Origin of the sequence: Marinobacter sp. EhC06 (assembly GCF_001650915.1) — a bacterium.
GTDB lineage: Bacteria > Pseudomonadota > Gammaproteobacteria > Pseudomonadales > Oleiphilaceae > Marinobacter.
Map to the genome: position 1 here is coordinate 801,216 of NZ_LXYO01000023.1, position 24,787 is coordinate 826,002.

The 24,787-nt window shown below is 58.3% G+C and carries 18 protein-coding genes; 12 read left to right on the forward strand and 6 right to left on the reverse strand.

The genetic code is table 11. The features are described from left to right. Positions 1-148: 148 nt before the first annotated feature. Positions 149-1,597, forward strand: coding sequence for a rhomboid family intramembrane serine protease (locus tag A8B84_RS13545; protein WP_064229668.1), 1,449 nt, complete (start codon positions 149-151; stop codon positions 1,595-1,597). 120 nt (positions 1,598-1,717) lie between these two features. Here A8B84_RS13545 and A8B84_RS13550 read toward each other — a convergent pair whose 3' ends face one another. After that, the gene (locus A8B84_RS13550) at positions 1,718-3,172 is read right to left on the reverse strand and encodes a hypothetical protein (protein WP_064229669.1); all 1,455 of its coding nucleotides are present in this window, start codon (positions 3,170-3,172) and stop codon (positions 1,718-1,720) included. A gap of 144 nt (positions 3,173-3,316) precedes the next feature. Here A8B84_RS13550 and A8B84_RS13555 point away from each other — a divergent pair, with 144 nt between their 5' ends. From A8B84_RS13555 to A8B84_RS13565, 3 genes are all read left to right on the forward strand, one after another. Next, complete coding sequence (locus tag A8B84_RS13555) at positions 3,317-5,140, forward strand: ABC transporter ATP-binding protein (protein ID WP_064229670.1); 1,824 nt, start codon at positions 3,317-3,319, stop codon at positions 5,138-5,140. 231 nt (positions 5,141-5,371) lie between these two features. Then, positions 5,372-8,134 carry an aconitate hydratase AcnA gene (acnA, locus tag A8B84_RS13560; protein ID WP_064229671.1) on the forward strand — a complete coding sequence of 921 codons (2,763 nt, stop codon included), beginning with the start codon at positions 5,372-5,374 and terminating at the stop codon, positions 8,132-8,134. Positions 8,135-8,236: 102 nt separating this feature from the next. Further along, positions 8,237-8,776, forward strand: a complete 540-nt coding sequence (locus tag A8B84_RS13565; RefSeq protein WP_064229672.1) for a ferritin-like domain-containing protein — start codon at positions 8,237-8,239, stop codon at positions 8,774-8,776. Between the two features lie 36 nt (positions 8,777-8,812). Here the strand turns inward: A8B84_RS13565 and A8B84_RS13570 are convergent, their stop codons facing one another. Together A8B84_RS13570 and A8B84_RS13575 are read right to left on the reverse strand one after the other, a co-directional pair. After that, positions 8,813-10,882 (reverse strand): GAF domain-containing protein, encoded by a 2,070-nt coding sequence (locus tag A8B84_RS13570; protein ID WP_064229673.1) that lies wholly within the window; start codon positions 10,880-10,882, stop codon positions 8,813-8,815. After that, a complete protein-coding gene (locus A8B84_RS13575; protein WP_064229674.1) occupies positions 10,869-12,662 on the reverse strand; it encodes a sensor histidine kinase in 1,794 nt (597 codons plus the stop codon). Before A8B84_RS13575 ends, A8B84_RS13570 begins: the two co-directional genes overlap by 14 nt. A 106-nt stretch (positions 12,663-12,768) precedes the next feature. On the opposite strand from A8B84_RS13575, the gene A8B84_RS13580 reads away from it, so the two are divergent. The 8 genes from A8B84_RS13580 (at position 12,769) to A8B84_RS13615 (ending at position 21,101) form a co-directional block, all read left to right on the forward strand. Then, positions 12,769-14,457 carry a diguanylate cyclase gene (locus A8B84_RS13580; protein ID WP_064229675.1) on the forward strand — a complete coding sequence of 563 codons (1,689 nt, stop codon included), beginning with the start codon at positions 12,769-12,771 and terminating at the stop codon, positions 14,455-14,457. Between the two features lie 29 nt (positions 14,458-14,486). Beyond that, on the forward strand, positions 14,487-15,617 hold the full coding sequence (locus tag A8B84_RS13585; protein WP_064230105.1) for a response regulator: 1,131 nt from the start codon (positions 14,487-14,489) through the stop codon (positions 15,615-15,617). 40 nt (positions 15,618-15,657) lie between these two features. After that, the gene (locus tag A8B84_RS13590; protein WP_064230106.1) at positions 15,658-16,029 is read left to right on the forward strand and encodes a response regulator; all 372 of its coding nucleotides are present in this window, start codon (positions 15,658-15,660) and stop codon (positions 16,027-16,029) included. Positions 16,030-16,120: 91 nt separating this feature from the next. Continuing rightward, positions 16,121-16,441, forward strand: coding sequence for a DUF2288 domain-containing protein (locus tag A8B84_RS13595; RefSeq protein ID WP_064230107.1), 321 nt, complete (start codon positions 16,121-16,123; stop codon positions 16,439-16,441). 12 nt (positions 16,442-16,453) lie between these two features. After that, complete coding sequence (locus A8B84_RS13600; protein ID WP_064229676.1) at positions 16,454-16,822, forward strand: hypothetical protein; 369 nt, start codon at positions 16,454-16,456, stop codon at positions 16,820-16,822. Between the two features lie 31 nt (positions 16,823-16,853). Next, positions 16,854-17,762, forward strand: coding sequence for a lysine exporter LysO family protein (locus tag A8B84_RS13605; protein ID WP_064229677.1), 909 nt, complete (start codon positions 16,854-16,856; stop codon positions 17,760-17,762). Positions 17,763-17,865: 103 nt separating this feature from the next. Next, a complete protein-coding gene (locus A8B84_RS13610; protein ID WP_082905164.1) occupies positions 17,866-18,825 on the forward strand; it encodes an ABC transporter substrate-binding protein in 960 nt (319 codons plus the stop codon). Further along, on the forward strand, positions 18,822-21,101 hold the full coding sequence (locus tag A8B84_RS13615; protein WP_064229679.1) for a diguanylate cyclase domain-containing protein: 2,280 nt from the start codon (positions 18,822-18,824) through the stop codon (positions 21,099-21,101). The genes A8B84_RS13610 and A8B84_RS13615 overlap by 4 nt, the downstream gene beginning before the upstream one ends. Here the strand turns inward: A8B84_RS13615 and A8B84_RS13620 are convergent. From A8B84_RS13620 to A8B84_RS13630, 3 genes are all read right to left on the reverse strand, one after another. Further along, positions 21,071-22,687 (reverse strand): Na/Pi cotransporter family protein, encoded by a 1,617-nt coding sequence (locus A8B84_RS13620; RefSeq protein ID WP_064229680.1) that lies wholly within the window; start codon positions 22,685-22,687, stop codon positions 21,071-21,073. The two genes, A8B84_RS13615 and A8B84_RS13620, sit on opposite strands and share 31 nt — an antisense overlap. 73 nt (positions 22,688-22,760) lie before the next feature. After that, positions 22,761-23,969: an HD-GYP domain-containing protein gene (locus A8B84_RS13625; RefSeq protein ID WP_064229681.1), complete on the reverse strand. Its 1,209-nt coding sequence runs from the start codon at positions 23,967-23,969 to the stop codon at positions 22,761-22,763. Next, positions 23,966-24,775 carry a TatD family hydrolase gene (locus A8B84_RS13630; RefSeq protein WP_064229682.1) on the reverse strand — a complete coding sequence of 270 codons (810 nt, stop codon included), beginning with the start codon at positions 24,773-24,775 and terminating at the stop codon, positions 23,966-23,968. The genes A8B84_RS13625 and A8B84_RS13630 overlap by 4 nt, the downstream gene beginning before the upstream one ends. Between the last annotated feature and the right edge of the window lie 12 nt (positions 24,776-24,787).

Sequence of the window (24,787 nt, forward strand, 5' to 3'; positions counted from 1 at the left end):
GGCTTTTCCGACTCTGTGGTGTGTGCCACATTTCCGGGATTGACCCCCAACGACCTTTGCGCTGGATTCCATTTGAGCGCGAAAAGAAGGCGTGGGTGTGGTAAAAAACACTCTTTCAGGGACAGATTATGATGAATTGTGACCGCCCATGCTGATTATCCCCGCCGAAAACGCCATTAACTGGAAACGCCCGCCCTGGGTGACCCTTGGCCTGATCATGGCCTGCCTGCTGGTTTTTCTTTTCTATCAGGGGGGCGACAGCCGCAAACTCGAGCAAGCGGTCGAACAATACCTGGCCGCCGACCTTCATGAGCTGGAGGCGCCAGCCTACGAGGATTACCTGCAGCGGCAAATCCAGTTCCAGGGCGAAGAGAGCCGGGTCTACGAGCTCCAGCAGTTTCAGCAACTTCGGGAAGAGAACGAGAACTTCTGGCTGGCCATCAACCTGATGATGGACCGGGAGTTCTACCAATACCTGCTGCAAAATCGCGATGTCATCTGGGCGCCGGCGGAACGGGCGCACTGGCAGGAACAGCGCGGCGTCATCGAGCAGGAGTATCTCCAGAAACTCAGTGCCAACCAGCTTGGTCTGGTGCCGGCGGATCTGTCGCTGTATACCCTGATTACCTACCAGTTTCTACATGGCGGCTGGGGCCACATCATCGGTAACCTGATCTTCCTGTTCCTGCTCGGATTTACCGTTGAGAAAGCGTTAGGGCCGGGCCGGTACCTGATTGCCTACCTGGTATGCGGAGCCCTCTCCGGCCTGATGTTTACCGCGGTTTCGGCGGGTAGCTATGTACCCCTGGTGGGTGCCTCGGGCTCGATCTCCGGTCTGATGGGCATGTACGTGGCCATTTACGGACTGCAGAAAATCCGTTTCTTCTATTTTCTGGGTGTCTATTTTAACTACTTCCGAGCGCCTGCTATCGCCCTGCTGCCCGTATGGGTGGGCAAGGAAATCTACGATTACTGGTACGCCGGTGCCACCGGCATCGCCTACATGGCCCACGCTGGCGGCCTGATTGCCGGCGCAGGCCTGGTCTGGCTGCTGGGCAAGAGCTGGCTGCAGGTGCGCGAGGAATTCTTCGAGCCGGAAGAGGAAGAGCAGGATGCCCGGTTCACCACCGGATACGCGCAGTCCATGGCCAGCCTCGGCCGGATGGAGTTTGATCTGGCCCGCCGGCAATTCGAGGCCCTGCGTGAGCACTACCCGGAACGCCATATCCTGCTGGAACATCTATACCAGTTGGCCAAACTCCGCCCGGACTTGCCCGAATATCGTGATCGCGCCAAAGAGCTTATGAACGATGCCCTCAGCCGGCGCCAGCCAGAGCAGATGATTGCTATCTGGCAGGAATACCTGGGCAAAGGGGAGAGCTATCAGCCACTAGCGGCAGAAGACCATAACCGGGTCCTGTTCACCAGTCTCAAGCAACATGACCTCAAGGCTGCAGAGAAAGCCTTCGAGCGGCTCAGAAGCACGGGCGATGACATGCTGACTACCGAGGCCTGTCGGTTGCTTGTGGAAGAGTTTGAAAAGCGCCAGATGGCGCCCAAAGCTCGTCATTATCGTCAACTTCTTCAGGCCGGCTAGCCTCGGGGCAGCAGGGTATGGGAGGGGCTTCCCAAAACACGCTGTGAATACGTCCCTGTACGCTCGGCTCCGCCATCCATGGCTCCGCACGGTTTTGGGAAGCCCCTCCCATACCCTGCGTCAGTCCTGGGCAGAAAACGTTGCTTTCGGTCCCTTCAGCGGCTCTTTATTCTGCGCTTGCCGCAGATAAACCGTAATCTGCTCATGCAGCGGATGATTCACGCATTTTTTCTGGATAAACGTCAGGAAGGCCGTCGCTTTTTCCCACTGGGACAAGCCGTTGGCCAGGGTCTGGGCGACCAGCAGATAGGCTGGGGCCAGCTGTTCGCTGTCCGGGAAGCGTTTGTGGAAATCCTGAAGCACTCGCAAGGCCGGTTTGAACTGGCCCCGGTGATAAAGGGCCCGGGCGCAGCGCACAGACAGGTCCGGATCCACCAGTTTGAAGCCAGGTTCTGCTTTCTGGATCGTATTCAGCACACCGGCGATGCCTTCGCCGTCGTTGCGGTCGGCTAGCCAGCCCAGAATGCGTGGATGGTAGCGGTAGAGTTCGTCGGTGTCCTGGCGGGCCGTCAGTAGCTGGTAGAGCTGGCCGATTCTCAGGGCGTTATCACGGTCCCGCTTCAAAGCTTCCTTCAACATGCTCTGCACCCGATCGTAGTTGCCGTCTTTCAGGTTCATATCGATATCGGCATCGAAGCGGGCGCTGCGGTCTCGCTGGTGGGTGTCCTGCCCGGCGGTGTCATCCTGGATGTCCGAGGCAAAACCCAGCTCTTCCTGGTACTGGAACAGCAGGTAGCCAAGCATGTGGAACAGAATCAGGGTAAAGGTACTGTTCAGGAAGCCGGCCAGGGGCTGGGCAACCCAGAACGGAAAGTGATTAACGGCAAAGTCTTGGGCCGCGCCCGAGGCGAGGGTCAGCAGGATCAGGTAGCCGTAGAGCAGGAAATAAGGGGTGCCAATTCGCGAGATCAGCACCGCCAGATTCATCGGATTCACCGCAGCACCCACAGAACGCTCCATGGCCAGAACCATGATGCTGGCCGGTAATGCCAGGATGACAAATGCCAGCGCCAGCATCATCAAAATCGGGCCGCCGAGCATGGCGGCAGCGCCAACCAGACCGCCCATCAGCACGAAGACCAGGAACTGCAGGATGACGATATCAAAGCCGCTGCCGGTAAAGGCGACGGACACGGCCGGCGGTTTCAGGTGACCTTCAGCGGTGTGGTTGATCACCGCATAGGTGTACTTGAAGAGGGCAAGCGCCAGCACTATCCAGGTAAGGATGCCAATCAGATTGGCCGGGGCAACCACCGGCACCAGGGTACAGATGGCGATAACGATCAGCGGATCGGTATGGAACGGGTAGCGGAAAAAAGCGCCGAGTCGCTGCCAGAAGGGGACCACCTCGGTGGCGGCGCCCAGGTATCGCATGGCCTTGCTGCAGTGGGGGCATAGAGCCCGGCGCTGGCGGGTGTCGGCATCGGGCATGCAGCGGCTGCAATAGTGAATCTGGCACTCTCCGCAGTGCCATTTGGCGGGGTCGCCGGGATGGTAGTGGCAATCGTGTTTCACAGGTGCTTGTGTCCTGGTCCATCAGAAAATCGTTGGCTCATGATGACAGATGTCGGTTTTGAGCGCAGCAAACCAGTTAACAGGTAGACTATTGTCAGTTCCCGGGCGTATCCAACCGGGCACATTTCATTATCCGGAGGTTGCTTGGAACGCCCCCAGAACAGCGTAACCGGTATCGACACCCGTGAAACCCGGCAGCAGTACACCTGGCGGGATATCTTCGGTCTTGCGCTCAAGCACAAGCCCCGACTGGTGCGCGCCAATCTTCTGGCGATCATGGCCACCGTTATGAGTGTGCCGGTGCCCCTGCTGCTCCCGGTTCTGGTGGATGAAGTGCTGCTGGACGAGCCTGGCCCGGTGTTGCCGGTAATGGACTCGTTTTTGCCGGGGAGCTGGGAAACACCGGTGGTTTATATCGGTCTGATGGTGGTGGTAGCCTTTCTGCTCCGGGTGGCGGCACTGTCGTTCAACGTCTTGCAGTCCCGGGAGTTTTCCAAGGTTTCCAAGGATGTGGTGTTCCGAATCCGTTCCCGGTTGCTCGGGCGTTTGCAGCGGGTGGCCATGTCGGAGTATGAGACCCGGGGCTCCGGCGGGATCAGTAGCCACTTTATTACCGATCTGGATACCGTTGACCAGTTTCTGGGTACTACCATCAGCCGGTTTCTGGTGGCCAGTCTCACGGTATTCGGTACCGCCCTGGTGCTGCTCTGGGTGCACTGGCAGCTGGCCCTTCTGATTCTGCTGTTCAATCCCCTGGTTATCTTCGCCACGATTCTGATCGGCAAGCGGGTCAAGGAATTGAAGCGCCGTGAGAACAGCGCTTACGAGGAGTTCCAGGGGGACCTCACCGAAACCCTGGATGCCATTCACCAATTGCGCGCGGCCAACCGGGAAAAGCATTACCTGCGTCAGCTGATCGACCGCGCCCGCAATGTACGTGACCACGCCATACAGTTCGAGTGGCGTAGCGATGCAGCCAGCCGGGCCAGCTTTGCCCTGTTCCAGTTTGGTGTTGATGCCTTCCGGGCAGCAGCCATGGTGACCGTGCTGTTCAGCGACCTGAGCATCGGCATGATGTTCGCCATTTTCGGCTATCTCTGGTTCATGCTGACGCCGGTTCAGGAAATGCTGAATATGCAGTACGCCTGGTTCGCCGCCAATGCCGCCCTGGCGCGGATTAACCGATTGCTGGATCTGAAGGAAGAGCCCCGCTATCCGGCACTTGAGAACCCGTTCCGCGACCGGCATACCGTGGGGCTTACACTGCGGAATATCCACTTTGCCTACGGCGAGGAGGCAGTCCTCCGGGGCATCAATCTGGAGTTGGCGCCCGGTGAGAAAGTGGCCCTGGTGGGCGCCAGTGGCGGCGGTAAATCCACGCTGATCCAGGTCATCCTGGGCATGTACACGCCCCAGCAGGGAGAAGTGCTGATTGATGGCGTGCCGGTTCAGCGTATCGGCTTGCCGTGCCTTCGCGAGCACGTGGCGACGGTGCTCCAGCACCCGGCGCTGTTTAATGATACCGTTCGCCAGAACCTGACTCTGGGGAGGGACAAGCCCGATGCCGCGCTCTGGGAGGCCCTGCGAATCGCTCAATTGGATAGCACGGTTGCGGCGATGCAAGACCAGCTTGATACCGTTATTGGCCGCCAGGGCGTCCGCCTGTCTGGCGGACAGCGTCAACGGCTGGCCATCGCCCGGATGATCCTGTCCGAACCCTCGGTGGTAATCCTCGATGAGGCCACCTCAGCGCTGGATGCGGAAACCGAGTTCCAGCTCCATCGGGACCTTGAAGCATTTCTCAAGCAGCGCACCACCCTGATCATTGCCCACCGACTCAGCGCCGTTAAACAGGCAGATCGAGCCTGTGTTTTCGAAGACGGTCGTATAATCGAAGAGGGTCATCACGACGAACTGATTGCCAGAGAGGGCCTCTACGCCCAGCTTTATGGCGAGCGCCAGATGTAATGGCGGCTCTCCGACGTTGGTCTGATATTCATCGCACTGATGCCGAACATTCATCGGCCCGCGGTTGAACTCTCGTTAATTGCTGCAATAGTTAAAGGTGACTTCACGCTGTGGAGTCCTTTCATCAGGCTATGGCCCGGTACGGAATGCTTTTCCGGGTCGATGCGTTGCTGAAAGGGCTTCGAAAGAGCCTTCCGGAACACGCGGATAACGACGAAAAGGAGGCACCACATGTCGAACGAAAGTCTCAGCAAAGACAGCCTGAATACCCTTTCCAGCCTGGAGGCTGGCGGTAAAACCTTTCACTACTACAGCCTGCCCAAGGCCGCGGATACCCTCGGAGATCTCAACCGTTTGCCATTCTCACTCAAGGTGTTGATGGAGAACCTGCTGCGCAACGAAGATGGCACCACCGTGGACAGAAGCCACATTGATGCCATGGTGCAATGGATGAAAGATCGCCACTCCGACACTGAAATCCAGTTCCGGCCTGCCCGTGTGTTGATGCAGGATTTCACCGGGGTGCCCGGCGTCGTTGACCTTGCTGCCATGCGCGAGGCGGTGAAAGCTGCCGGTAAGGATCCGGCCATGATCAACCCGCTGTCGCCGGTGGATCTGGTAATCGATCACTCGGTGATGGTCGACAAATTCGGCGACGCGTCGTCGTTCAAGGATAACGTGGCCATCGAAATGGAGCGCAACCAGGAGCGCTACGAATTCCTGCGTTGGGGTCAGCAGGCCTTCGACAACTTCCGTGTGGTGCCGCCGGGTACCGGCATATGCCACCAGGTGAACCTGGAGTATCTGGGCAAGACGGTGTGGCAGAAGGATCAGGATGGCAAGACCATCGCCTATCCGGACACCCTGGTGGGCACAGACTCCCACACCACCATGATCAACGGCCTGGGCATCCTTGGGTGGGGTGTTGGCGGTATTGAAGCGGAAGCCGCCATGCTGGGTCAGCCGGTCTCCATGCTCATCCCCGAAGTGGTGGGCTTCAAGGTTACCGGCAAGCTTCGGGAAGGCATCACCGCAACAGATCTGGTACTGACCGTCACCGAAATGCTGCGCAAGAAAGGCGTGGTGGGCAAGTTCGTGGAATTCTACGGCGACGGCCTGAAGGATATGCCAGTGGCCGACCGTGCCACCATCGCCAACATGGCGCCGGAGTACGGTGCTACCTGCGGCTTTTTCCCGGTGGATGAGCAGACCATCAAGTACATGCGCCTGACCGGCCGTGAAGAAGAGCAGCTCGAGCTTGTGGAAGCCTACGCCAAGGCCCAGGGTTTGTGGCGTGAGCCTGGCCATGAGCCGGTGTACACCGACAACCTGGAACTCGACATGGGCGAGGTTGAGGCCAGCCTTGCCGGCCCCAAACGCCCGCAGGACCGGGTTGCCCTGAAGAACATGAAGTCGTCCTTTGAGCTACTGATGGAGACGGCCGAAGGACCCGCCGAGAACCGAAAAGCCAATCTGGAGTCCGAGGGCGGCGGCACAGCCGTTGGGGCACAGGACGCCTACTTCGAGCACCCGTCCAGTCAGCCCCTGCACATGAACGGGGAAAAGACCCGGCTGGATCCGGGGGCGGTAGTGATCGCGGCTATTACCTCCTGCACCAACACCTCCAACCCGAGTGTCATGATGGCTGCCGGCCTGATCGCCCAGAAAGCCGTGGAGAAGGGGCTGAGCACCAAGCCCTGGGTCAAGACTTCCCTGGCACCGGGTTCCAAGGTGGTCACAGATTATCTCCGGGTTGGTGGTTTCCAGGAGGATCTCGACAAACTTGGCTTCAACCTGGTGGGTTACGGTTGCACCACCTGTATCGGCAACTCCGGGCCGCTGCCCGAAGAGGTGGAGCAGGCCATTACCGATGGTGACATGACCGTCGCCTCGGTGCTCTCAGGTAACCGAAACTTTGAAGGCCGGGTGCACCCGCTGGTGAAGACCAACTGGCTGGCGTCGCCGCCCCTGGTGGTGGCCTATGCGTTGGCCGGTAACGTGCGTCTTGATCTGGAGAAAGAAGCCCTTGGCACTGACAAGGATGGCAATCCGGTGTACCTGAAGGACCTCTGGCCCAGCCAGCAGGAAATTGCCGAGGCCGTAGAGAAAGTGAAAACCGACATGTTCCGCAAGGAATACGCGGAAGTCTTCGACGGCGACGCCACCTGGAAGTCCATCAAGGTGCCGGAAAGCAAGGTGTACGAGTGGTCCGACAAGTCCACCTACATCCAGCATCCGCCATTCTTCGAAGGCCTGAAGGAAGAGCCGGATGCCATTGACGATATCAAGGACGCCAACATCCTGGCGCTGCTGGGCGACTCGGTGACCACCGACCATATCTCGCCTGCCGGCTCCTTTAAGCCGGACACCCCTGCCGGTAAGTACCTGCAGGAACACGGCGTTGAGCCGAAAGACTTCAACTCCTATGGCTCCCGCCGGGGTAACCACGAAGTGATGATGCGCGGTACCTTCGCCAACGTTCGCATCAGGAACGAGATGCTCGACGGCGTGGAAGGCGGTTACACCAAATTCGTGCCCACCGGTGAGCAGATGGCCATCTACGATGCCGCCATGAAGTATCAGGAGCAGGGCACGCCGCTAGTGGTTGTTGCCGGTAAAGAGTACGGGACCGGCTCAAGCCGGGATTGGGCGGCCAAGGGTACTCGCTTGCTGGGCGTGAAAGCCGTGGTTGCCGAATCGTATGAGCGCATTCACCGCTCCAACCTCATCGGGATGGGCGTGATGCCACTCCAGTTCCCGGAAGGCACGGATCGCAAGAGTCTGAAACTTACCGGAGAGGAAACCATCAGCATTGAAGGCCTGTCGGGCGAGATCAAACCGGGTCAGACCCTGACGATGACGGTGAAATACAAGGATGGTTCTACAGAAAGCTGCGAGTTGAAATCGCGGATCGATACCGCGAACGAGGCCGTTTACTTCAAACATGGCGGCATCCTCCATTACGTTGTGCGGGAGATGCTGCGCACTGCCTGAGTGCATTGGGCGGCAGGGCATAGCGGGCTGTCGCTATGCCCAATTCATCCGCCAGGGCAGGTTCAAGGCCAATACATTCAAGAGAGAAACGAGAGAGACCTTATGACCGATCAACCGTTTCTGACAGACGTCAAAACCCTTCGCGAAAGGGCCCGCAAACACATTGAAGAGGGGGCTCTGACCGAGGGCTATGGCGCCAACCGCGATAATGTGGTGAATATTCTGAACGAGGCGCTGGCGACCGAGATCGTCTGCACGTTGCGTTATAAGAGCCATTATTTCCGTGCCGATGGCATCAACGCCAATGTTGTTGCCCAGGAATTCCTGGAACATGCGGATCAGGAACAGCAACACGCTGACTGGCTGGCAGAGCGGATCGTGCAGCTGGGTGGCAAGCCCAACTTCTCGCCAGAAGGCCTGTTGACCAGATCACATGCGGAGTTCGTTGAGGGCGAAACGCTCCGGGACATGGTAGTTGAGGATCTGGTTGCCGAACGCATCGCGATCGACAGCTACCGTGAGATTGCCCGTTATCTCGGCGACCAGGACCCTACGTCCCGGCGGATTATTGAGGAAATCCTGGCCCAGGAAGAGGAGCACGCCGACGATATGGCCGGTCTTCTGGAAGGGCTGGATAGCTGAACCTCGCCGGCCAGTGACGAGCAAGGGCGCTGCCTGTCAGGTGGCGCCTTTATTGTCTGCGTCGGCCAGGGGCAAGCTTAGCCAGAAGCAGGCGCCTTTGCCCTCTTCGGAGTCGAAGCCGACTTCCCCTCCCATGGCATGCATCAGCTCCCGGGTGATGGCCAGACCCAAACCGGTGCCTTCCTTACTGCGTGACGATGAAGCGTTTGCCTGGGCAAACTTCTGGAATATCCTGTCCCGAAAAGTCTCCGGCACGCCGGGCCCACGATCCCTGACTTCCAGTCTTATCCGTGTTCCTGATTGCCGAATACCGACATCAACGATGTCGCCCTCCGGTGAGAACTTGATGGCATTGGACAGCAGGTTGGACAGGGCCTGTGTCAGCCGGGTGCCATCGAAACTGGCGCGGACCCCGGGATTGGCGTTGCTCAGTTGGATCTCGATGTTGTGCTGGTTTGCAAGCGGCTGGATTTCCTCCAGTGCTACCCGTACCGCGCTTTCGAGGTCCTGCACGGAGGCATCAATCGTCATATTGCCAGTGACCAGTTTCTCGATATCCAGTAGGTCATCAATCAGACGCCTGAGCTGATCGGTGTTGCGTCTGGCAATATCCAGCATTTGCGTGGTTTTCTGGGTAAGTGGCCCGGTGGCGCCGCCCAGAATCAACCCCAGAGAGCCAGAGATGGAAGTCAGTGGTGTTCGCAGTTCATGGCTCACTGTGGAAATGAACTGGTTTTTCATTTCATCAATTTTATGGCGCTCGTGCACGTCAGAGATATAGCCATGCCACAGGATACTGCCATCAGGCAGAGGTTCAGGCCGGGCGAGCCCTTCCACCCAGTGCCATCCGCCGGTCTTCCAGCGGATGCGATACTGATGCTGCCACTGCTCAAGTGACTCTGCAGAGCGCTGGATGGACTCCGCCACTCCTGCCAGATCGTCCGGATGAATCCGGTCGAACACAGGAGAGGCGTCAGCGGCTACCTCCTCCCCCGAAACCCCATAAATGTCCTGAATGCCCGGGCTGGTGTAGGGAAAGCTACTGTGCCCGTTGGGCCAGAGGCGATATTGGTAAAGCATGCCGGGGGTCTGGGTCACCAGCTTGTTTAGGGTTTCCGTATGCTGCTGCTGGTATATGGTGTCCGCGACCCAGCGTGCCAGAAGCGTGACGAACATGCGCTCGGTGGCGGTGAACGGCGTCGGTCTTGGATGCCTGGAGGAAATATTGATGGTGCCGAATATCTCGCCGTCAATCCAGATTGGGGCAGCCAGGTAGCTTTCCAGCCCGAAGACCTGGTAGCAGATATGGTTGCGATAGGCCGACTGCCCCATATGATCAATGGCCAGTACCTGTCCGGTCGCCACCATCAGAGAGCAGTAGGTGCGCTCCAGTGGAATGGTGGTGCCGTTGGTCAGGGTGTCCTGCAGGTGTGTGAAATGCCAGTGCACCGTGTAGGCGCCGCCGGTTATCCGGCTGACGATACCGGTCTCCAGTCCCAGATAGTTGCAGGCCATTTCCAGGGCTCGTGTCACCCTCTGGCTGGCGTCTCCTTGGGTATCCAGGGCAATTTCAGTAAGGATATTCAGGGCCCGGTTGCGTTCATCATAAAAATTCCCGAGCTCCCCCAGTCCGAACTCCCGCTCAACCAGGTCCGCGAGATCCCGTAAGGTGGCTTTGTCTTCGTCGGAGAACGACCGGGGTTTGCGATCAATCACACAGAGAGTGCCAACACGATGGCCGTGGCGGTCGTGAAGCGGCGCGCCGGCGTAGAAACGGATGTTGGGCTCGCCGGTTACCAGAGGATTGTCCACAAATCGCTCATCGTTCAGGGCATTCTCGATGACGAGGGGCTCTTCCCGCAGAATGGCATGGCCGCAGAAGGAAATATCCCTGGCTGTTTCCGGAGCTTCCAGTCCGTGCCTTGATTTGAACCACTGTCGGTTGCTGTCAATCAGCGAAACCAGCGCAATCGGAATATCGAAGGTGCGGGCGGCAAGACGGGTGAGCCGGTCAAATCGTTCTTCTGGCGGTGTATCCAGAAGCTTCAGCTCGTCCAGGGCACATAGCCGATGGGTTTCATCCGGTGGCAGGTCAGGGGGTTTCATGGCGCTCTCCAGTTTCCGGCACTTCGGTATCCGCAGCGGGCAATTCCACCCAGAAATGGGCACCGTTATCATAATAATAGCCGACCTCGCCTCCCATCAGTGTTGCAAGCTCCCGGGTGATGGCCAGGCCCAGACCGGTACCTGCCCTGGCCCGGGTTGAGCCGGACTCCGCCTGGGCAAAACGCTGGAAAAGCCGGGGCAAAAAATCTTCCGGAACGCCCTTGCCCTGATCCGACACGATAACCCTCACCCGGCCAGGTGCCGCGGCGTCGGATCGGATCCTGACGGTACCTTCCAGGGGAGAGAACTTGATGGCATTGCTGAGAAAGTTATCGAGGATTTGCCGCAGACGCAGCGGGTCGGCGATCACAAGTTGTGATTTGCACGGCTCAGGATTCAGAGGTATCCGGTAATGTCTGGCCATGGCACCGTTACCATCGCAAGCATCCTCAATGGCCGAGTTGACCTCGATGATTTCAGGGTGGATCGGCATCTGTCCGGCCAGAGCCTTGTTGAAGTCGAGCAGATCGGAAATCAGCCTTTGCAGTTGCTCGCTGTTGCGAAGTGCCACATCCACCATGGTTCGGGCTTTGAGCGGTAAATTGCCGGCGGCGCCGGAATTGAGAAGCTTCAGGGAACCATTTATGGAGGTCAGTGGGGTGCGCAGTTCATGGCTTACAGTGGAAACAAACTGGTCCTTCAGTACATCCAGGGCTTCCCGCTCCTCCATTAGCTGATTGAAGGCGCAGGCGACACTTCGGATTTCTGGTGGCCCGGCCGGTTGAAGCCGGGCAGAGACGAAACCATCCCGGCTCATGGCGCGGATTCTGGACGACATTTTCTCCAGCGGCCGGGTCGCAGCGCGGGCCAGTATCCAGGCACTTACTGCCAGGATCAGCATGGCAACGATGCTGATGCCAAGGAACTTCCGGAATGATGCCCACGCCGGCTGCGTTGCCTGCTCGTAAGGCACAGCCCGAAGGAACATCCAGCCTACGCGCTCCAGGTGACGGGTGGCATAGATCCATTTTTTGCCTGCCAGATCGGTTACGACCCCGGAGGTGACGCCGGACAGGGCGGCGTCGATGATCAGGTTTTCACCGGGTTCCGGAAGGTCCGGCATGGTATTGATGCCAGACAGGGCATCAACCTGGATGAAATGGTCGGTATCGAGAACCTTGAAAACCATATCCGGACGGTTCGCCTCCTGCGTTGGAATGATGCTGGCTTCGGCAAGATTGAGGATGCCGCCGGCAAAACCCAGAAGATCGCCATCATCACTTTCAATGGGGGCCAGGAACGATAGCAGCGGGAGACCGGTGGTCCGGCCAATGATCGGCCGGCTGATAACAGGCTCCCGCAATGCAAATGCTTCCCGGAAGTGCTGCCGGTCTGCGTAGGAGGTGCCGAGGCGGCCGGGAACATGCAAGGTCTCCGCGATGGCAACGCCGTCTTCATCGAATACTACGAGGCCCTCCCGAAAGTAGGCCTCCAGGGTCGGTTGCCGGCCCATAAGATTCTTGAGCCGTGCAAGTGGGAGTCGGTTTTCACCGTCCGTCAGCAGTGCGGCAAATGCCCCCAGAGCCTGCAGCCGAACCTGCAGGTCCTGGTTCACGCGATTGGCGCTGGTTTCGGTTTCGAGCAACTGGCGCTGGGTCAATACGTTTTCGAAGTCGCGCACCAGCTCGTTGTAAGCGATCGCCAACAAGACAGCGACCGTAATAATGCTGCTGAAGATGGCAATCAGCGCTACTCGACTGCCGAGGGACAGATTTCGCAATATACTTCCTTAAGGTTATGGCCGGCCGACCTTAAACATGGTTTTATTGAGGCGAGAATAGTGGATTTTGCAAGGGCGGCAAATCACATTCATCGGGAGACTTGATTTGGCTTCGCAGGAAAATGGCGATGTCTCGGAAAAGCTGGCTGCGCTGAGGCAGAAATTCCTTGTTCGCGCCAGCGAGGATATTCAGGTTCTGCGTGCCTACGCGGAGCAGACCCGCCGCGGTGAACTCTCTGCGGAGGGGCTTATCCAGTGTTACCAGCAGCTGCATCGGCTTGCCGGTTCCGCCGGTACCTTTGGTTTGCCAGAGCTGGGTGTTGCGGCCCGGGCCCTGGAAAAAAAGCTGAAGAGCCAGGCTGAAGAGCTTACAGAGACCGAAAACAACCACAGCCAGACCATTGATGTGAATGACGGCTTTGCCGACGGGGTTGATGCCCTGGCGAAACTGGTCGAAGTGAAAAGCGAAATCAGTGGCCAGACCCGGGCCGCCATTTCAAGGGCTGACATATTTGAGGGCAGTCACGGTATGCAGGTGAGCGTGATTGTCATGGACAGCGGCTGCGAGGGACTGGCGTCGCTCAGTGCCGAGATGGCCCGGTATGGTTTCAACTGTCAGACCGTTGACCAGAAGGTCTCGGCGTCAGTACAGGAGGTGCTGGCTGACACTCCAGGTGCTGCCGCCATACTATGTCGCGACGTAGCGGTGGCGGATGTCATGTCGCTCCGTAACCAGGCCACGGCAAAAGGGCTCCACAGGCGGTTGCCGGTCATATGTATCGGTCGTGATGGTTCGTTCAACAACAAGTATCACCTGGCAAAGCTTGGTGCGTTCGCATTCTTCCAGGAACCCGTGGATATCCCCGAACTTGCCGAACGCATAGAATCTCTGGCCATTGAGCGAAGCGCCAGTGTTCAGGGCCGGGTGTTGATCGTCGAGGATGACACCGAACTGGCAGAACATTATTGCCTGGTCCTTCAGTCGGCGGGAATCGAGGCGCGGGCTGTGTCGGACCCTCTGGATCTCATGCCTACGCTGTCATCCTTTCAGCCGGATATCGTCCTGATGGATGTCCAGATCGGTGATTACTCCGGGGTCACCCTGGCGCGGCTGATCAGGTTCGAGCCGCGCTGGCTCAGTCTGCCGATCATCTACCTTTCGTCCGAGGATGATCCGGATAACCAGCTGGAGGCACTGTCCAAGGGGGCGGATGAATTTCTGATGAAGCCTGTCTCAGATGATTACCTGGTTCGCTCGGTCAGGATCCGGTGCTACCGGGCCCGGCAATTGTCGGAACTCATGAATCGGGACAGCCTGACTGGTCTGCTCAAACATTCACTGATCAAGCAGGAAGTGGAAAAAGAGCTGGCCCGATGCCGCCGGGACGGCCACCCGTCCAGTCTGGTTATGCTGGATCTGGATCATTTCAAACAGATCAACGACACCTGGGGCCACCGGTACGGTGATATTGTCATTCGCACTCTCGCCAACCTGCTGCGAAACCGGTTGCGGGAGACCGACATGATTGGGCGATATGGTGGTGAAGAATTTCTCGTAGTCTTGCCGCACTGTGAAGTTACCGCAGCAGCGGAGCTTGTTCGGCGGATCGGCGAAAGCTTTGCGGAGCTGGAGTTCTCGGCTGGTGAAGGCAGTTTCCAGGTTACGCTCAGTGCTGGTGTGGCCGCCATAAACGATTTTGCCAACGGGGATGACGCCCTCGAGGCCGCTGACCAGGCACTCTACCAACGCAAGCGCAGTGGCCGGAACGGCGTCACCGTGCACTCTCTCCAATAGTCTTGCCCATGCATGCCAGAGGTGATTTCTTGAACGCATTGATACTTGAAGATGATGATCTCATTTCCGAGCTGCTGGAAACTGTGGTGGCCGGTCTGTATCCCGGTGTCAGTGTGACTGTAGTCGCAACTCTTTTTGAGGCGGCTCAACGAGTGGCAAAAGACCGTTTTGATCTGGTTATTGCAGACTGGAATCTGCCGGACGGGTCAGGGCTGGATCTGGTCAAAAAGGTTCGCAGTTCGGACCGCGAGGTGCCGGTGGTCATGGTGTCAGGGCGCTCTGACCGGGAGTCGGTGCTTCAGGCAGCCCATTACGGTATTGACGGTTACATTACCAAACCTTTCAATGTCCAGCTTCTGCATGAACGCCTCTCCAGACTGCTGAAGATCGAGTCCCGGGAGCCGGCGGTGGTTGCTGAACTGCTGGAAAATTCCCTGGAACAGCTGATTCAGCTGCCGTCCGATGTGGATCCGCAGGAAATTCTCGAGTTAATCAGCCGGCAGGACGAGTTGTCGCCGGCGCAGCTTGCGGAGCGGTGGCGGGAGGAAACCAGTCTGACTGCTCGCCTGATGGATGTTGCAAACAGCAGTTCGTTCCGGCGCTCCGGCAAGCCGGTGGAGACCCTCAGAGACGCCATAGCGTCGCTTGGTGTGGCCATGGCTCTCAATCAGGCTCTGGCATTGTCTCTGGATGTGTCCAATAAGCTTCAGCACGAGTCACTCAGGGAACTGGCGAGACAACATCATGAAATGGCCCTGCAGGTGGCCAAGGAGGCCCAGCGGTTGGCTATCCGGCTGAAAAAGCAGCCAGTCGTTTTTCAGCAGGCCGGGCTGCTCAGTCGTTTGGGAGAACTGGCAGTCCTCAAGGTGCTTAACCAGCACATTGCGGCGGGAGGCTCCCTGGCGGACAGCGAAGCGCAGCAGGCCCTGAATCAATGGTCACAACCCTATGGCAATCGTCTGAAGGTCCAGTGGCGGCTTCCCCTCGGTCTGCGTGAGCTGATCGGTGCTGTGCACTTTATCCCGAGCGATTGCACGCGGGACGACCGGTTGATTATGCGGGCGGCTGCCATGATGGCTGCTGATGAGAAGGCTACGGGAGAGTGCCAGAAGCTGCTTCGGCGTATTGGTCTGGAAACCGAAAACCAGTTACAGGAGTAGGGCCGTGGTGCCTAAAAAGGAAAGTGTGCCTCAGCGGGTCATGTATGTGGAGGACGACCCTGATATCCGGGCGATCGCTGAAATCGCGCTGCAGGACGTGGGCGGTTTTACGGCCCGGCTCTGCGAATCCGGGGCACAGGCGCTGGATGTAGCCCCGGCCTTTGGCCCGGAACTGGTGCTGCTTGATGTCATGATGCCCGGCATGGACGGGCCTGAAACTTTGCGGGCACTCAGGGAACTGCCGGGCATGGCGCAAGTGCCGGTCATTTTCATGACGGCAAGACTGCAGCGCTCCGAGATTGATGAGTACCGGGCCTTGGGTGCCGCGGGTGTGATTCCAAAACCTTTTGACCCCATGACGCTCGCAGAGCAGATTTCAGAGATTCTGGCCAGGGCCCGAATGGAACCATGAACGGTTTCTGGCTCGCTTCGAACAGATGCGGACGGGCGCAATTTCCGGTAGTCTGGCCAGCCTGAGCCCTGTTTTGATTGATGAGGTACCCATGTCATCCTCCCCGTCCCGGGACGAACTGAAAGCCAAACTGAATCTCGAGACTTCCCGCATCCGCTGGCATGAACTGCAGACTTATTTTGCCCGGGGGCAGGTGGTCAGGGTGGCGCCGGAGCTTGATCTGCTGGAGGTGGCCACCGAGTTGGCAGCGGACAACAAACCTCGTTTCGAACAGTGGATGCAGGACGGCCGGGTTGGCGAAGTTGCGCCGGATACAGCGCAAGACTGGTACGACCGCAACGCGGAGCTCTGGGCGGTGGTCATCGCGCCCTGGGTCCTGGTTCAGGACAGGTCTGGCAATGTTCTGCACTGACACCCCGACGTTATGAAGCTTCACTATTTTCACGGCCGCAGCCCGCTTCGGGACCTTGTGATGGTGAAGAAGGGCCAGCGGATTGAACTGCATATCAGGCCTGTCGGCGATGGCCGCTGGGGGCTGGTGGCTCTGTCTGGCCCGGACCAGGGACGACCGGATGGCCAGTTCTGTCGAGGCCCCTGGTCAACCCAGGCCCGTGCCGAATCCGTTCTCAGAAGTGTTGCCGGCACCATGATGGGAAAGGGGTATGAGCCCTGTCCAGCCGATTATGTCGTCTGGTCCGTGACTGCCCAGCGCCTTGCCCGAACCATCGGAACTCCTGAGGATGCCCCAGTCGGGCCTGAATCCGACCCCGACCAGTTCAAGCCCCTGACCTGATAACCTCCCTTTCTGTTTTTTTGAGGACACCATGCTGACCGGAGCCCTGCTCATTCTTGCTCCCCTGTTCCTGGGATTTGCTATCGCCCTGGAGAATCGAAGGGCCATGACTGTAATCCATTACACCGTCGAGGGCCTGGTCTACTTCATACTGCTGCTGCTCGGCCTGGGGCTTGGCCAGATGGAGGGGCTGGCGGCGCAACTGGGTGGCATGGCGGCCCAGGTAATCGCACTGGTATTGGTGCTTTTTGTCGCCAACATGTTCGGGCTATGGCTGTTTCACCGCTGGCAGCCAATGTCGGTTGAGCGGGTTGAAGGTAGTGTCAGCCCTGGCTACCGCAGGCTTTTCCTTGCCAGCCTGAAGCCGTTGGTGGCAGTGATCGCCGGACTGCTGGCCGGATACTACCTGTTGCCGGACATGCCCATGGCGGAACAGCTGGCCACCTGGGCACTGATGTTTCTGCTGTTCCTCATAGGTCTCCAGTTGCGTAATGCCGGCCTGTCGTTGCGCAAGCTGCTGATGAATCGTCAGGGTCTGGGGATCGCACTGGCTCTGACGCTCAGTTCCCTGGTGGCCGGGGCGCTGCTGATACCTTGGCTTGGGCTGCCCTGGCACGATGCCCTGGCGGTGGCCTCCGGGTTTGGCTGGTATTCGCTGTCCGGTATTGTGATTGGCGAAGCCCTCGGGCCTGCCTGGGGCGGGGTTGCCTTCCTCAACGATGTGCTCAGGGAGATCGTTGCACTGGCCATTATTCCCCTGCTCATTTCCAGTCGACCGGCAATGGCCATTGGTTACGGTGGTGCTACCGCCATGGACTTCACGCTGCCGGTTATCCGCAGCAGTGGTGGGCTGCCCTGTGTACCGGTGGCCATCGCCTCCGGTTTCCTGTTGTCTTTCCTGTCACCGGTTTTGATGGGGGTGTTCCTGTCTTTGGGATAAATTGACGCGGTGCAATGCATGCTGCGGTTTTACGGGTAGTATGTGAAACAGTAAACTAACGTTTATTGACAATTGTTAATGTCCAAGCCCGGTCCGGATCCTGATGCAGCGCCGTGAATTTCTTGGTTTTTCGATAGCAGCCGGACTGTCCGCGGCGGGATTGCCGGGTTGCAGCAGTTCCGGCCCTCTGAGATTCGGCATTCACCCCTGGATTGGCTACGAACCGCTCTATCTCGCTGACGATTTCAACTGGCTGCCGGAGACGGTTGCGCTGAGGCCGGGCACTTCTACAACCGACTCCATGGAAGGCCTTCTGGCCGGCGCGCTTGACGGCGCGGCGCTCACTCTGGACGAAACCATACGGGTCTGGTCCAGGGGATTGGAGCTGGTGGTGGTAGCTGTGGCCGATGTATCAGCCGGCGCCGATGTGCTCATGGTCAAGCCTGCCATTGATGAGCTGGCAGCATTGAGGGGGCAGCGAATTGCGGTGGAGCTGAATGGTGTCTCGGGCATTATGTTGTTAAAGATACTCGAGGTGGCAGGCCTTGGCCCGAATGACGTCACCAAGGTGGATCTGCCGGTTAGCCAGCATGCGGATGCCTGGTCCCGGGGGGAGGTGGATGCTTCGGTATGCTACGAGCCAACGGCTTCCATGATTGAGAGCTTGGGTGGAGTCCGGCTTTTTGATAGCAGTGATATTCCGGAAACCATTTTTGATGTCCTGGTTGTGACCCGCGAGACCGCAAAAAAGAATAGCAGCTCGGTTCGTGATCTGGTGAGAGCCCACTTTGCCGGTTTGCAGCACCTGGTAAGGAACATGCACGACTCCGTTTACCGGGTCGCCGACCGTCAGGGAATAGCACCTGATGAGGTCCGCTCAGCGCTTGCCACAGTTATGCTGCCGGACCTGGCTGCAAACCAGCGTTACCTCAGGGCAGCCGGCCCCATTGAAACGATGGCCGGCTCGCTTTCCCGCCTGATGCTTGCCGAGGGAATGATTGATCGGAACCCGAGCATCCAGCGTTTGTCAGATCCTTTGTTTCTGCCAGCGAGGGTCCCTTGAACGTCCGGCGCTTTGTTATCAGTGTGTTGCTGCTGATTGCCACGGAATTGATGGCGATTGCAGAAGTCAATGCTGATGAGACACTGACCTTGGGCGTATTTGCCTACCGGCCAGACCATGTGCTTCAGGAACGCTACCAGCCTCTGGCCGACTATCTGTCCCGGGAAACCGGGATCCGTATAAGGCTGGAGGTCCTCAACCAGGAGAACATGAGTCGGGCAATTGCCGCCAACCGGCTGGACCTTTTTCTCACCAACCCCAGTCATTTTCTGTTGATTCGGAGCGAGCGAAGTCTGACCGGTGTGCTGGCTACTCTGGTCAGACGGTCCCGCGAATCCTCGACCGCGAGTCTTGGTGGCGTGATTTTTACCAGGGCAGGGCGTAACGACATTGAGCATCTTGCCGATCTCCGTGACAAGACGATTGCCTCGCCCGGCGTTCATTTCCTGGGTGGCTACCAGACCCAGGTTCTGGAACTTCTGGACGCCGGCATTGATATCCGGCGAGTGAACCTGATTCGCTTTCTGGGCACTCATGACCGGGTTGTTCGCTCAGTACTGTCCGGTGATGCCGATGTGGGTTTCATCCGCACCAGCATTCTGGAACAGCTGGCGCAGACGGACCCAGATCTGTTCACCAGGGTGAAGGTTCTGAACCGTCAGCGGCTGGCTGGTTTCCCTTATGTTGTTTCAACACGTCTTTACCCGGAATGGCCCCTGGTGGCGTTGCCTCATGTAAACGAAAGGTCTGTGCGAAAGATCGCTTCGGCGCTTTTTGCCATCGAACCGGAAGATGATGTTGCGCTGGCGATTGGCATTGCTGGCTTTTCGCCGCCCGCGGATTATCAGTCCGTGGAGTATCTGGCGCGGACGCTGCGTGTTCCGCCTTATGATCAGGTGCCCCAACTGACCTGGGTCGATGCTTTGCACCAGTATCGGCTCTGGGTTTTTACCATTCTGGTCCTGGTTATGCTGCTGGTTGCATCTTCTCTATGGCTGGGCCGGAGCAAAAGGCAGCTGGCCTCGGAACAGAGACGTCTGCGACAGCTGATTCGGAGTTGGCCGCAAGCGGCATTACTGATCCAGGGCGGCGTATTCAGCGATACTAACCGGGCCTCTGTGGATCTGCTCAGGTACAGCTCCAGCGAATCGTTGATTGGCAAGGATCTGGCGGTTTTTTCGCCGGAATACCAGCCGGATGGTGAGATCTCCCGACAGAAACTGGCGTCCATGCTGGCCCGGGTATCCGAAGGTCAGGTCGAGCAATGCGAGTGGGTACTGAACCGCTCTGACGGTACCGAAGTCTGGGTTGAGCTCACCATGGCCCCTGTGCACACCGAGGATGAGCCGGAAGCGCTTATTCTGTGCTCACTGTACGACATCACCCGGCGGAAACGGGCAGAACAGCGCCAGCGTTTGGCAGCGAGCGTATTCGAATATGCCCGCGAGGCCATTTTCATCACCGATAATCACGGTATCGTGATTGATGCCAACGACGCGTACCTGGCCATTACTGGTCGGCCACGCAATCGGGCCATTGGGCGTCTGCCCCCCTTGCCAGTGGATGAGGGCACCGGCATCTTCGCCAGTGCCCGCGCCCAGGGATTCTGGTCAGGTGAGTTCGCAAGCCGAAGAAATGACGGCGAGCCCATTGCTTTGGCAGTAACCCTCAGCAGTGTTCGTGGCGATCATGGTGAAGTCTCGCACTTTGTCGGAATTTTCAGCGATATCAGCCGGCTCAAGGAGCAGGAAAGAAAGCTCCGGATTATGGCTCACTATGATGCCCTGACGGGAATGCCGAACCGAGTCCTGTTTGCTGATCGACTCCAGCAGGCCATGGCCCTGACCCGGCGACAGAGTGGCAAACTGGCGGTGGTTTACATTGATCTGGACGAATTCAAGCCGGTAAACGATGCCTTCGGCCATGAGGCGGGCGACCAGTTGCTGGTCGAGATTGCAACCCGAATGCGTGCAGAACTCCGGGAAGAGGACACTCTGGCGCGGCTGGGCGGAGATGAGTTCGCGGCTATCGTCATGAACGTTCAGGATGACGCATCCCTGGAAAGCCTGTTGGTGCGTCTGCTGGCCCGGGTGGCAGAGCCGGCCTGGGTCGCCGATCACAGCGTCGAGGTCTCAGCGAGTATTGGCTATACGCTGTTCCCGCAAACCGGGGATCTGGATGGAGATCAGCTGCTGCGGCAGGCGGACCAGGCCATGTATCAGGCCAAGCACCGGGGCCGTAACCGCTATGTCCGGTTCGTTGAGCCTTCTGCCTGAATCTCTCCATTGAGCAGCTCTGAAGAGGAGCGCCAATCCAGGGATTTACTCCATTGGTCACAGAGTCTGCGAACTGAACTCAGATCATCCAGGGTTCGTTCCCCCACAAGTGCTGGGAGTTCCCGGGTGACAATCATGGACAGCATTCGGGATTTGAGAATGTGGTAGACCTTCTCGGTTTCCCCAAAGGTTTCCGCTAAGCGTGCTTCAGATGCCACCAGATCACGCAGTAAATCGGTGTAAGCGTCCATTTCTGTTTTCAACGATGACAATTGTGCGAGTTTTCCGGCTTGCCGGAACTTCAGAAGTGCCGGGGCCAGGCCCGTTGCTTCGGCCAGATATCGGCAGGTTCGAATGGACAGGGTCAGAGTATCTACCGTGGCGGGCAACATTTTCTCGGCCCGAAGGCGGGAGATGTACTCCGTTATTGCGCTATTGAGGCTCAGGGCTGCTTCCGACCTGGCGCGAATCTGTTCCGGCATCAGCTCCTCCCGGTCAAGACATACCCGCAGGAGACCGCGGGTCAAACCGAACAGCCGCTTCATTTCCTGATCAACGGCTCCAACGGCCAGCTCCGGCGTGTTAATTAGGGTGTCATCCAGATAACGGGGCTCGGCGTTATCCTCCTCTTTGCTGCGGAACATACGCGCCAGGATATTTGCAAACGGCCTCAGCAGCGGCAGCATAATGGCGGCGCCAAGTAGATTGAAAAGCGTGTGGAATAGGGCCAGTGACATGGCGGCGTTGGTGTCGAGATCCAGCCAGTCTGTTACCGAGGCAACGAGCCAGAGCATCAACGGAAGTACCAGTATGGCAATGGCGCCGGTGACCAGATTGAAGATGACGTGGCCCAGGGCGAGACGCCTGGCATTTGCCGTTGCCTTGAGCACCGCGATAGCCGCTGTGGATGTGGTTCCAAGGTTGGCGCCGATCACCGCTCCCGCAGCATCCTGAAGGGAGAGAAGGTTGCTGGCGGCGGCACTGAGGATGATGGCCAGGGCAGCGCTGGACGACTGTGTCAGAACGGTCGCCAGAAACCCGAATAGAACGAATAACGGCAGTACCAGCCCCTGCCCGAGGAAGTCGGAGCTATCAAGCCCGACAGTCAGCTGGCCCAAGGAATCCTTCAGCACCGAGAGACCCAGGAAGAACAGTGCAAAGCCCGCCAATGCCTCCCCCAGAGATTGGTTTCTCTGGCCCCGGCTCAGTAGTTTCATGGCCACGCCTACTGCCAGAAGAGGCATGGCGAAGGCCTCGATCTTGAAGCCGAAACCGACAAGGCTCACCAGCCAGCCGGTCATGGTGGTGCCGACGTTTGCGCCAAAAACCACACCCAGTGAATGGCCTAGGCTCAGCAACCCCGCGTTCACAAAACCGATGGTGGCAACCGTCACTGCACTGGAGGACTGCACGATACCAGTAATCAGAACACCGGCGCCGAACCCCCTGAGGGGTGTGCGGGTCCAATGCCCGAGCATATGCCGCAATTGATGCCCCGCAGCGCTTTTCAGGCCATTGGTCATCATTTCCATGGCCAGCAGAAACAGGGCCAGGCCACCAAGAATCTGGAAAATAGTTGCAGTCATGTTGGTTCGTTTTGGTCGAAGCCCTCTTTCTCTGAGCTTAGCAGAGCCCGTGGCTAGCGGAGGTGTCGGCTACTCAAGCGAGGAATTTCCGGACGTCAATCTTATACTCATCCGGATCCACGGCCCGAAGGATACGGTCCTGGGTGCTCGGTTTCGCGAGATCGATGGTATCCACCGTGATCGGCATGCGGAACTTGGTATGGTACATCACGCGTACGGTCGGCAGTCTTTGATCGCTCTCGTTAGACTCGACCACCACGCCAAGACGACCGCTTTCCAGAAGCACCAGCGAGCCCACCGGGTAGAGGCCCAGGCAGCGGATAAACTGTTTGACCAGTACCGGATCCAGATGACTGCCGCTCCATTCCAGAAGCTTCTTCAGGCCCTGGGTTGGCGTCATGCCTTTGTGGTAGACCCGGTCTGCCGTAATGGCGTCGTAGACATCGCTGATCGCCACCATGCGACCATACTCCGAGATCTCGTCGCCCTTCAGGCCTTCGGGATAGCCGGTTCCGTCCAGACGCTCATGGTGCTGGGCCGCCGTGATGACGGTGAGCTCCCCAATACCCTCGGTGGTGGCAAGAATGTCCCGTGAGTGCCGGGCGTGAAGTTTCATCACCTCGAATTCTTCGGCGGTCAGGCGACCTGGTTTGTGCAGTATCTCATCGGGTGTGAGGATCTTGCCAAGGTCGTGGAGCAGGGCGCCGACGATGGTCTGGTGCAAGACATCCGAAGACAGGCCGCGGTAATTGCCAAACAGGGACATCAACACACTCAGGTTGACCGAGTGTTCCAGCAGATAATTGTCTTTCTCCCGGATTCGTCCCAGACAGCTCAGGGCATTGGCATTTCGGAGCACGGAATGCTGGAGTTCGTCCGCCAACTGATGGATGGGGGCCACATCGATGGCACCGCCAACCTTGGCGTGGTTCATGAATTCGCCGACCAGCCCTTGTGCCTGGCTGTGGATCTGCTGGGCGATGACCATTTCTTCGGCAAGCGGCACATAGGGCCGCAGCCCCGGCGTCAGTTCCCCCGCCTTTTGCAGAGCCGATTCGTTCCGGCGATCCACCTCTGCGGCCGTTTCCGAGTCCTGGGTGTCGAGCCCCTTCGAGGCATCGATATAGACGAATTCCACCCCCATCCGACGGATTTTCTCGATGGTTTCCTCTTTTTTGATCACACCGCGCTTGCGCTGGGTGTTATGGGGAATCCAGTCGTTGTTCAGGTCGGTTATGTACATGCCGACCTTGAGTGCGGATATGGGGACGCGTTTGATCATTCGCCGGGGAAGAACGTCCTCAGGCTGTTCTGGTAAGTCTTACCAATCACCTCATCCAGAGGCAGTTCTTTCACCTCGGCGATTTTCTCGGCGATAAAGGGCAGGTAAAACGGTGCGTTTTCCTTCCCGCGGTAGGGTACCGGGGTCAGGAAGGGTGAATCGGTTTCCAGCAGGATCTGCTCAATCGGCGCCATGCGCACGATATCCCGTACATTCTCGGCCTTGTTGAATGTCGTGATGCCATTGAAGCCCAGGCACCAACCCTGATCCAGCGCATACCTGGCAAGCCCCGGGCCGGACGTGAAGCTGTGGATCACCCCACGGCGCTTGAGGGTATCCTCAAACTCACCGAGGATGGCAATGGTGTCTTCATCCGCTTCGCGGCTATGGATAACCACGGGCCTGTCCGTGTCACAGGCGATCTGCAACTGACGCCGGAACACCTCGCGCTGCACGTCCCGGTCGGCGTTGTCGTAAAAATAGTCCAGGCCGATTTCGCCCACGGCAACGATCTTCTCATCCCGGGCGTGGGCACGGATTTCCGCTTCCACTTGGTCGGAATAGCTTTCGGCATCGTGGGGGTGGATTCCCTGGGTACCATACACCCAGGGCGCCACCTGGCTGAGTTCGCGTACCCTGGCAAGGTTGTCCGGGGACACCGCAATGGTGATCACTTTCTCGATATTGACCCCTTGTGCCTGTTCCAGGGTTTCCTCGAGCGGGCGGTCCTTGAGGTAATCCAGGTGACAGTGGGTTTCAATGATCGGGTGATCGAATACGGGAATCTCGCGACGTTTTTTACTCATTGCCGGGCACTA

What these genes read in the sequence shown, in the direction of transcription:
- A8B84_RS13620 (WP_064229680.1), bottom strand. Translation starts at nt 22,687, where the DNA reads ATGACTGCAACTATTTTCCAGATTCTTGGTGGCCTGGCCCTGTTTCTG.
- A8B84_RS13545 (WP_064229668.1), top strand. Translation starts at nt 149, where the DNA reads ATGCTGATTATCCCCGCCGAAAACGCCATTAACTGGAAACGCCCGCCC.
- acnA (WP_064229671.1), top strand. Translation starts at nt 5,372, where the DNA reads ATGTCGAACGAAAGTCTCAGCAAAGACAGCCTGAATACCCTTTCCAGC.
- A8B84_RS13600 (WP_064229676.1), top strand. Translation starts at nt 16,454, where the DNA reads ATGAAGCTTCACTATTTTCACGGCCGCAGCCCGCTTCGGGACCTTGTG.
- A8B84_RS13610 (WP_082905164.1), top strand. Translation starts at nt 17,866, where the DNA reads ATGCAGCGCCGTGAATTTCTTGGTTTTTCGATAGCAGCCGGACTGTCC.
- A8B84_RS13630 (WP_064229682.1), bottom strand. Translation starts at nt 24,775, where the DNA reads ATGAGTAAAAAACGTCGCGAGATTCCCGTATTCGATCACCCGATCATT.
- A8B84_RS13625 (WP_064229681.1), bottom strand. Translation starts at nt 23,969, where the DNA reads ATGATCAAACGCGTCCCCATATCCGCACTCAAGGTCGGCATGTACATA.
- A8B84_RS13570 (WP_064229673.1), bottom strand. Translation starts at nt 10,882, where the DNA reads ATGAAACCCCCTGACCTGCCACCGGATGAAACCCATCGGCTATGTGCC.
- A8B84_RS13595 (WP_064230107.1), top strand. Translation starts at nt 16,121, where the DNA reads ATGTCATCCTCCCCGTCCCGGGACGAACTGAAAGCCAAACTGAATCTC.
- A8B84_RS13565 (WP_064229672.1), top strand. Translation starts at nt 8,237, where the DNA reads ATGACCGATCAACCGTTTCTGACAGACGTCAAAACCCTTCGCGAAAGG.
- A8B84_RS13590 (WP_064230106.1), top strand. Translation starts at nt 15,658, where the DNA reads ATGTATGTGGAGGACGACCCTGATATCCGGGCGATCGCTGAAATCGCG.
- A8B84_RS13605 (WP_064229677.1), top strand. Translation starts at nt 16,854, where the DNA reads ATGCTGACCGGAGCCCTGCTCATTCTTGCTCCCCTGTTCCTGGGATTT.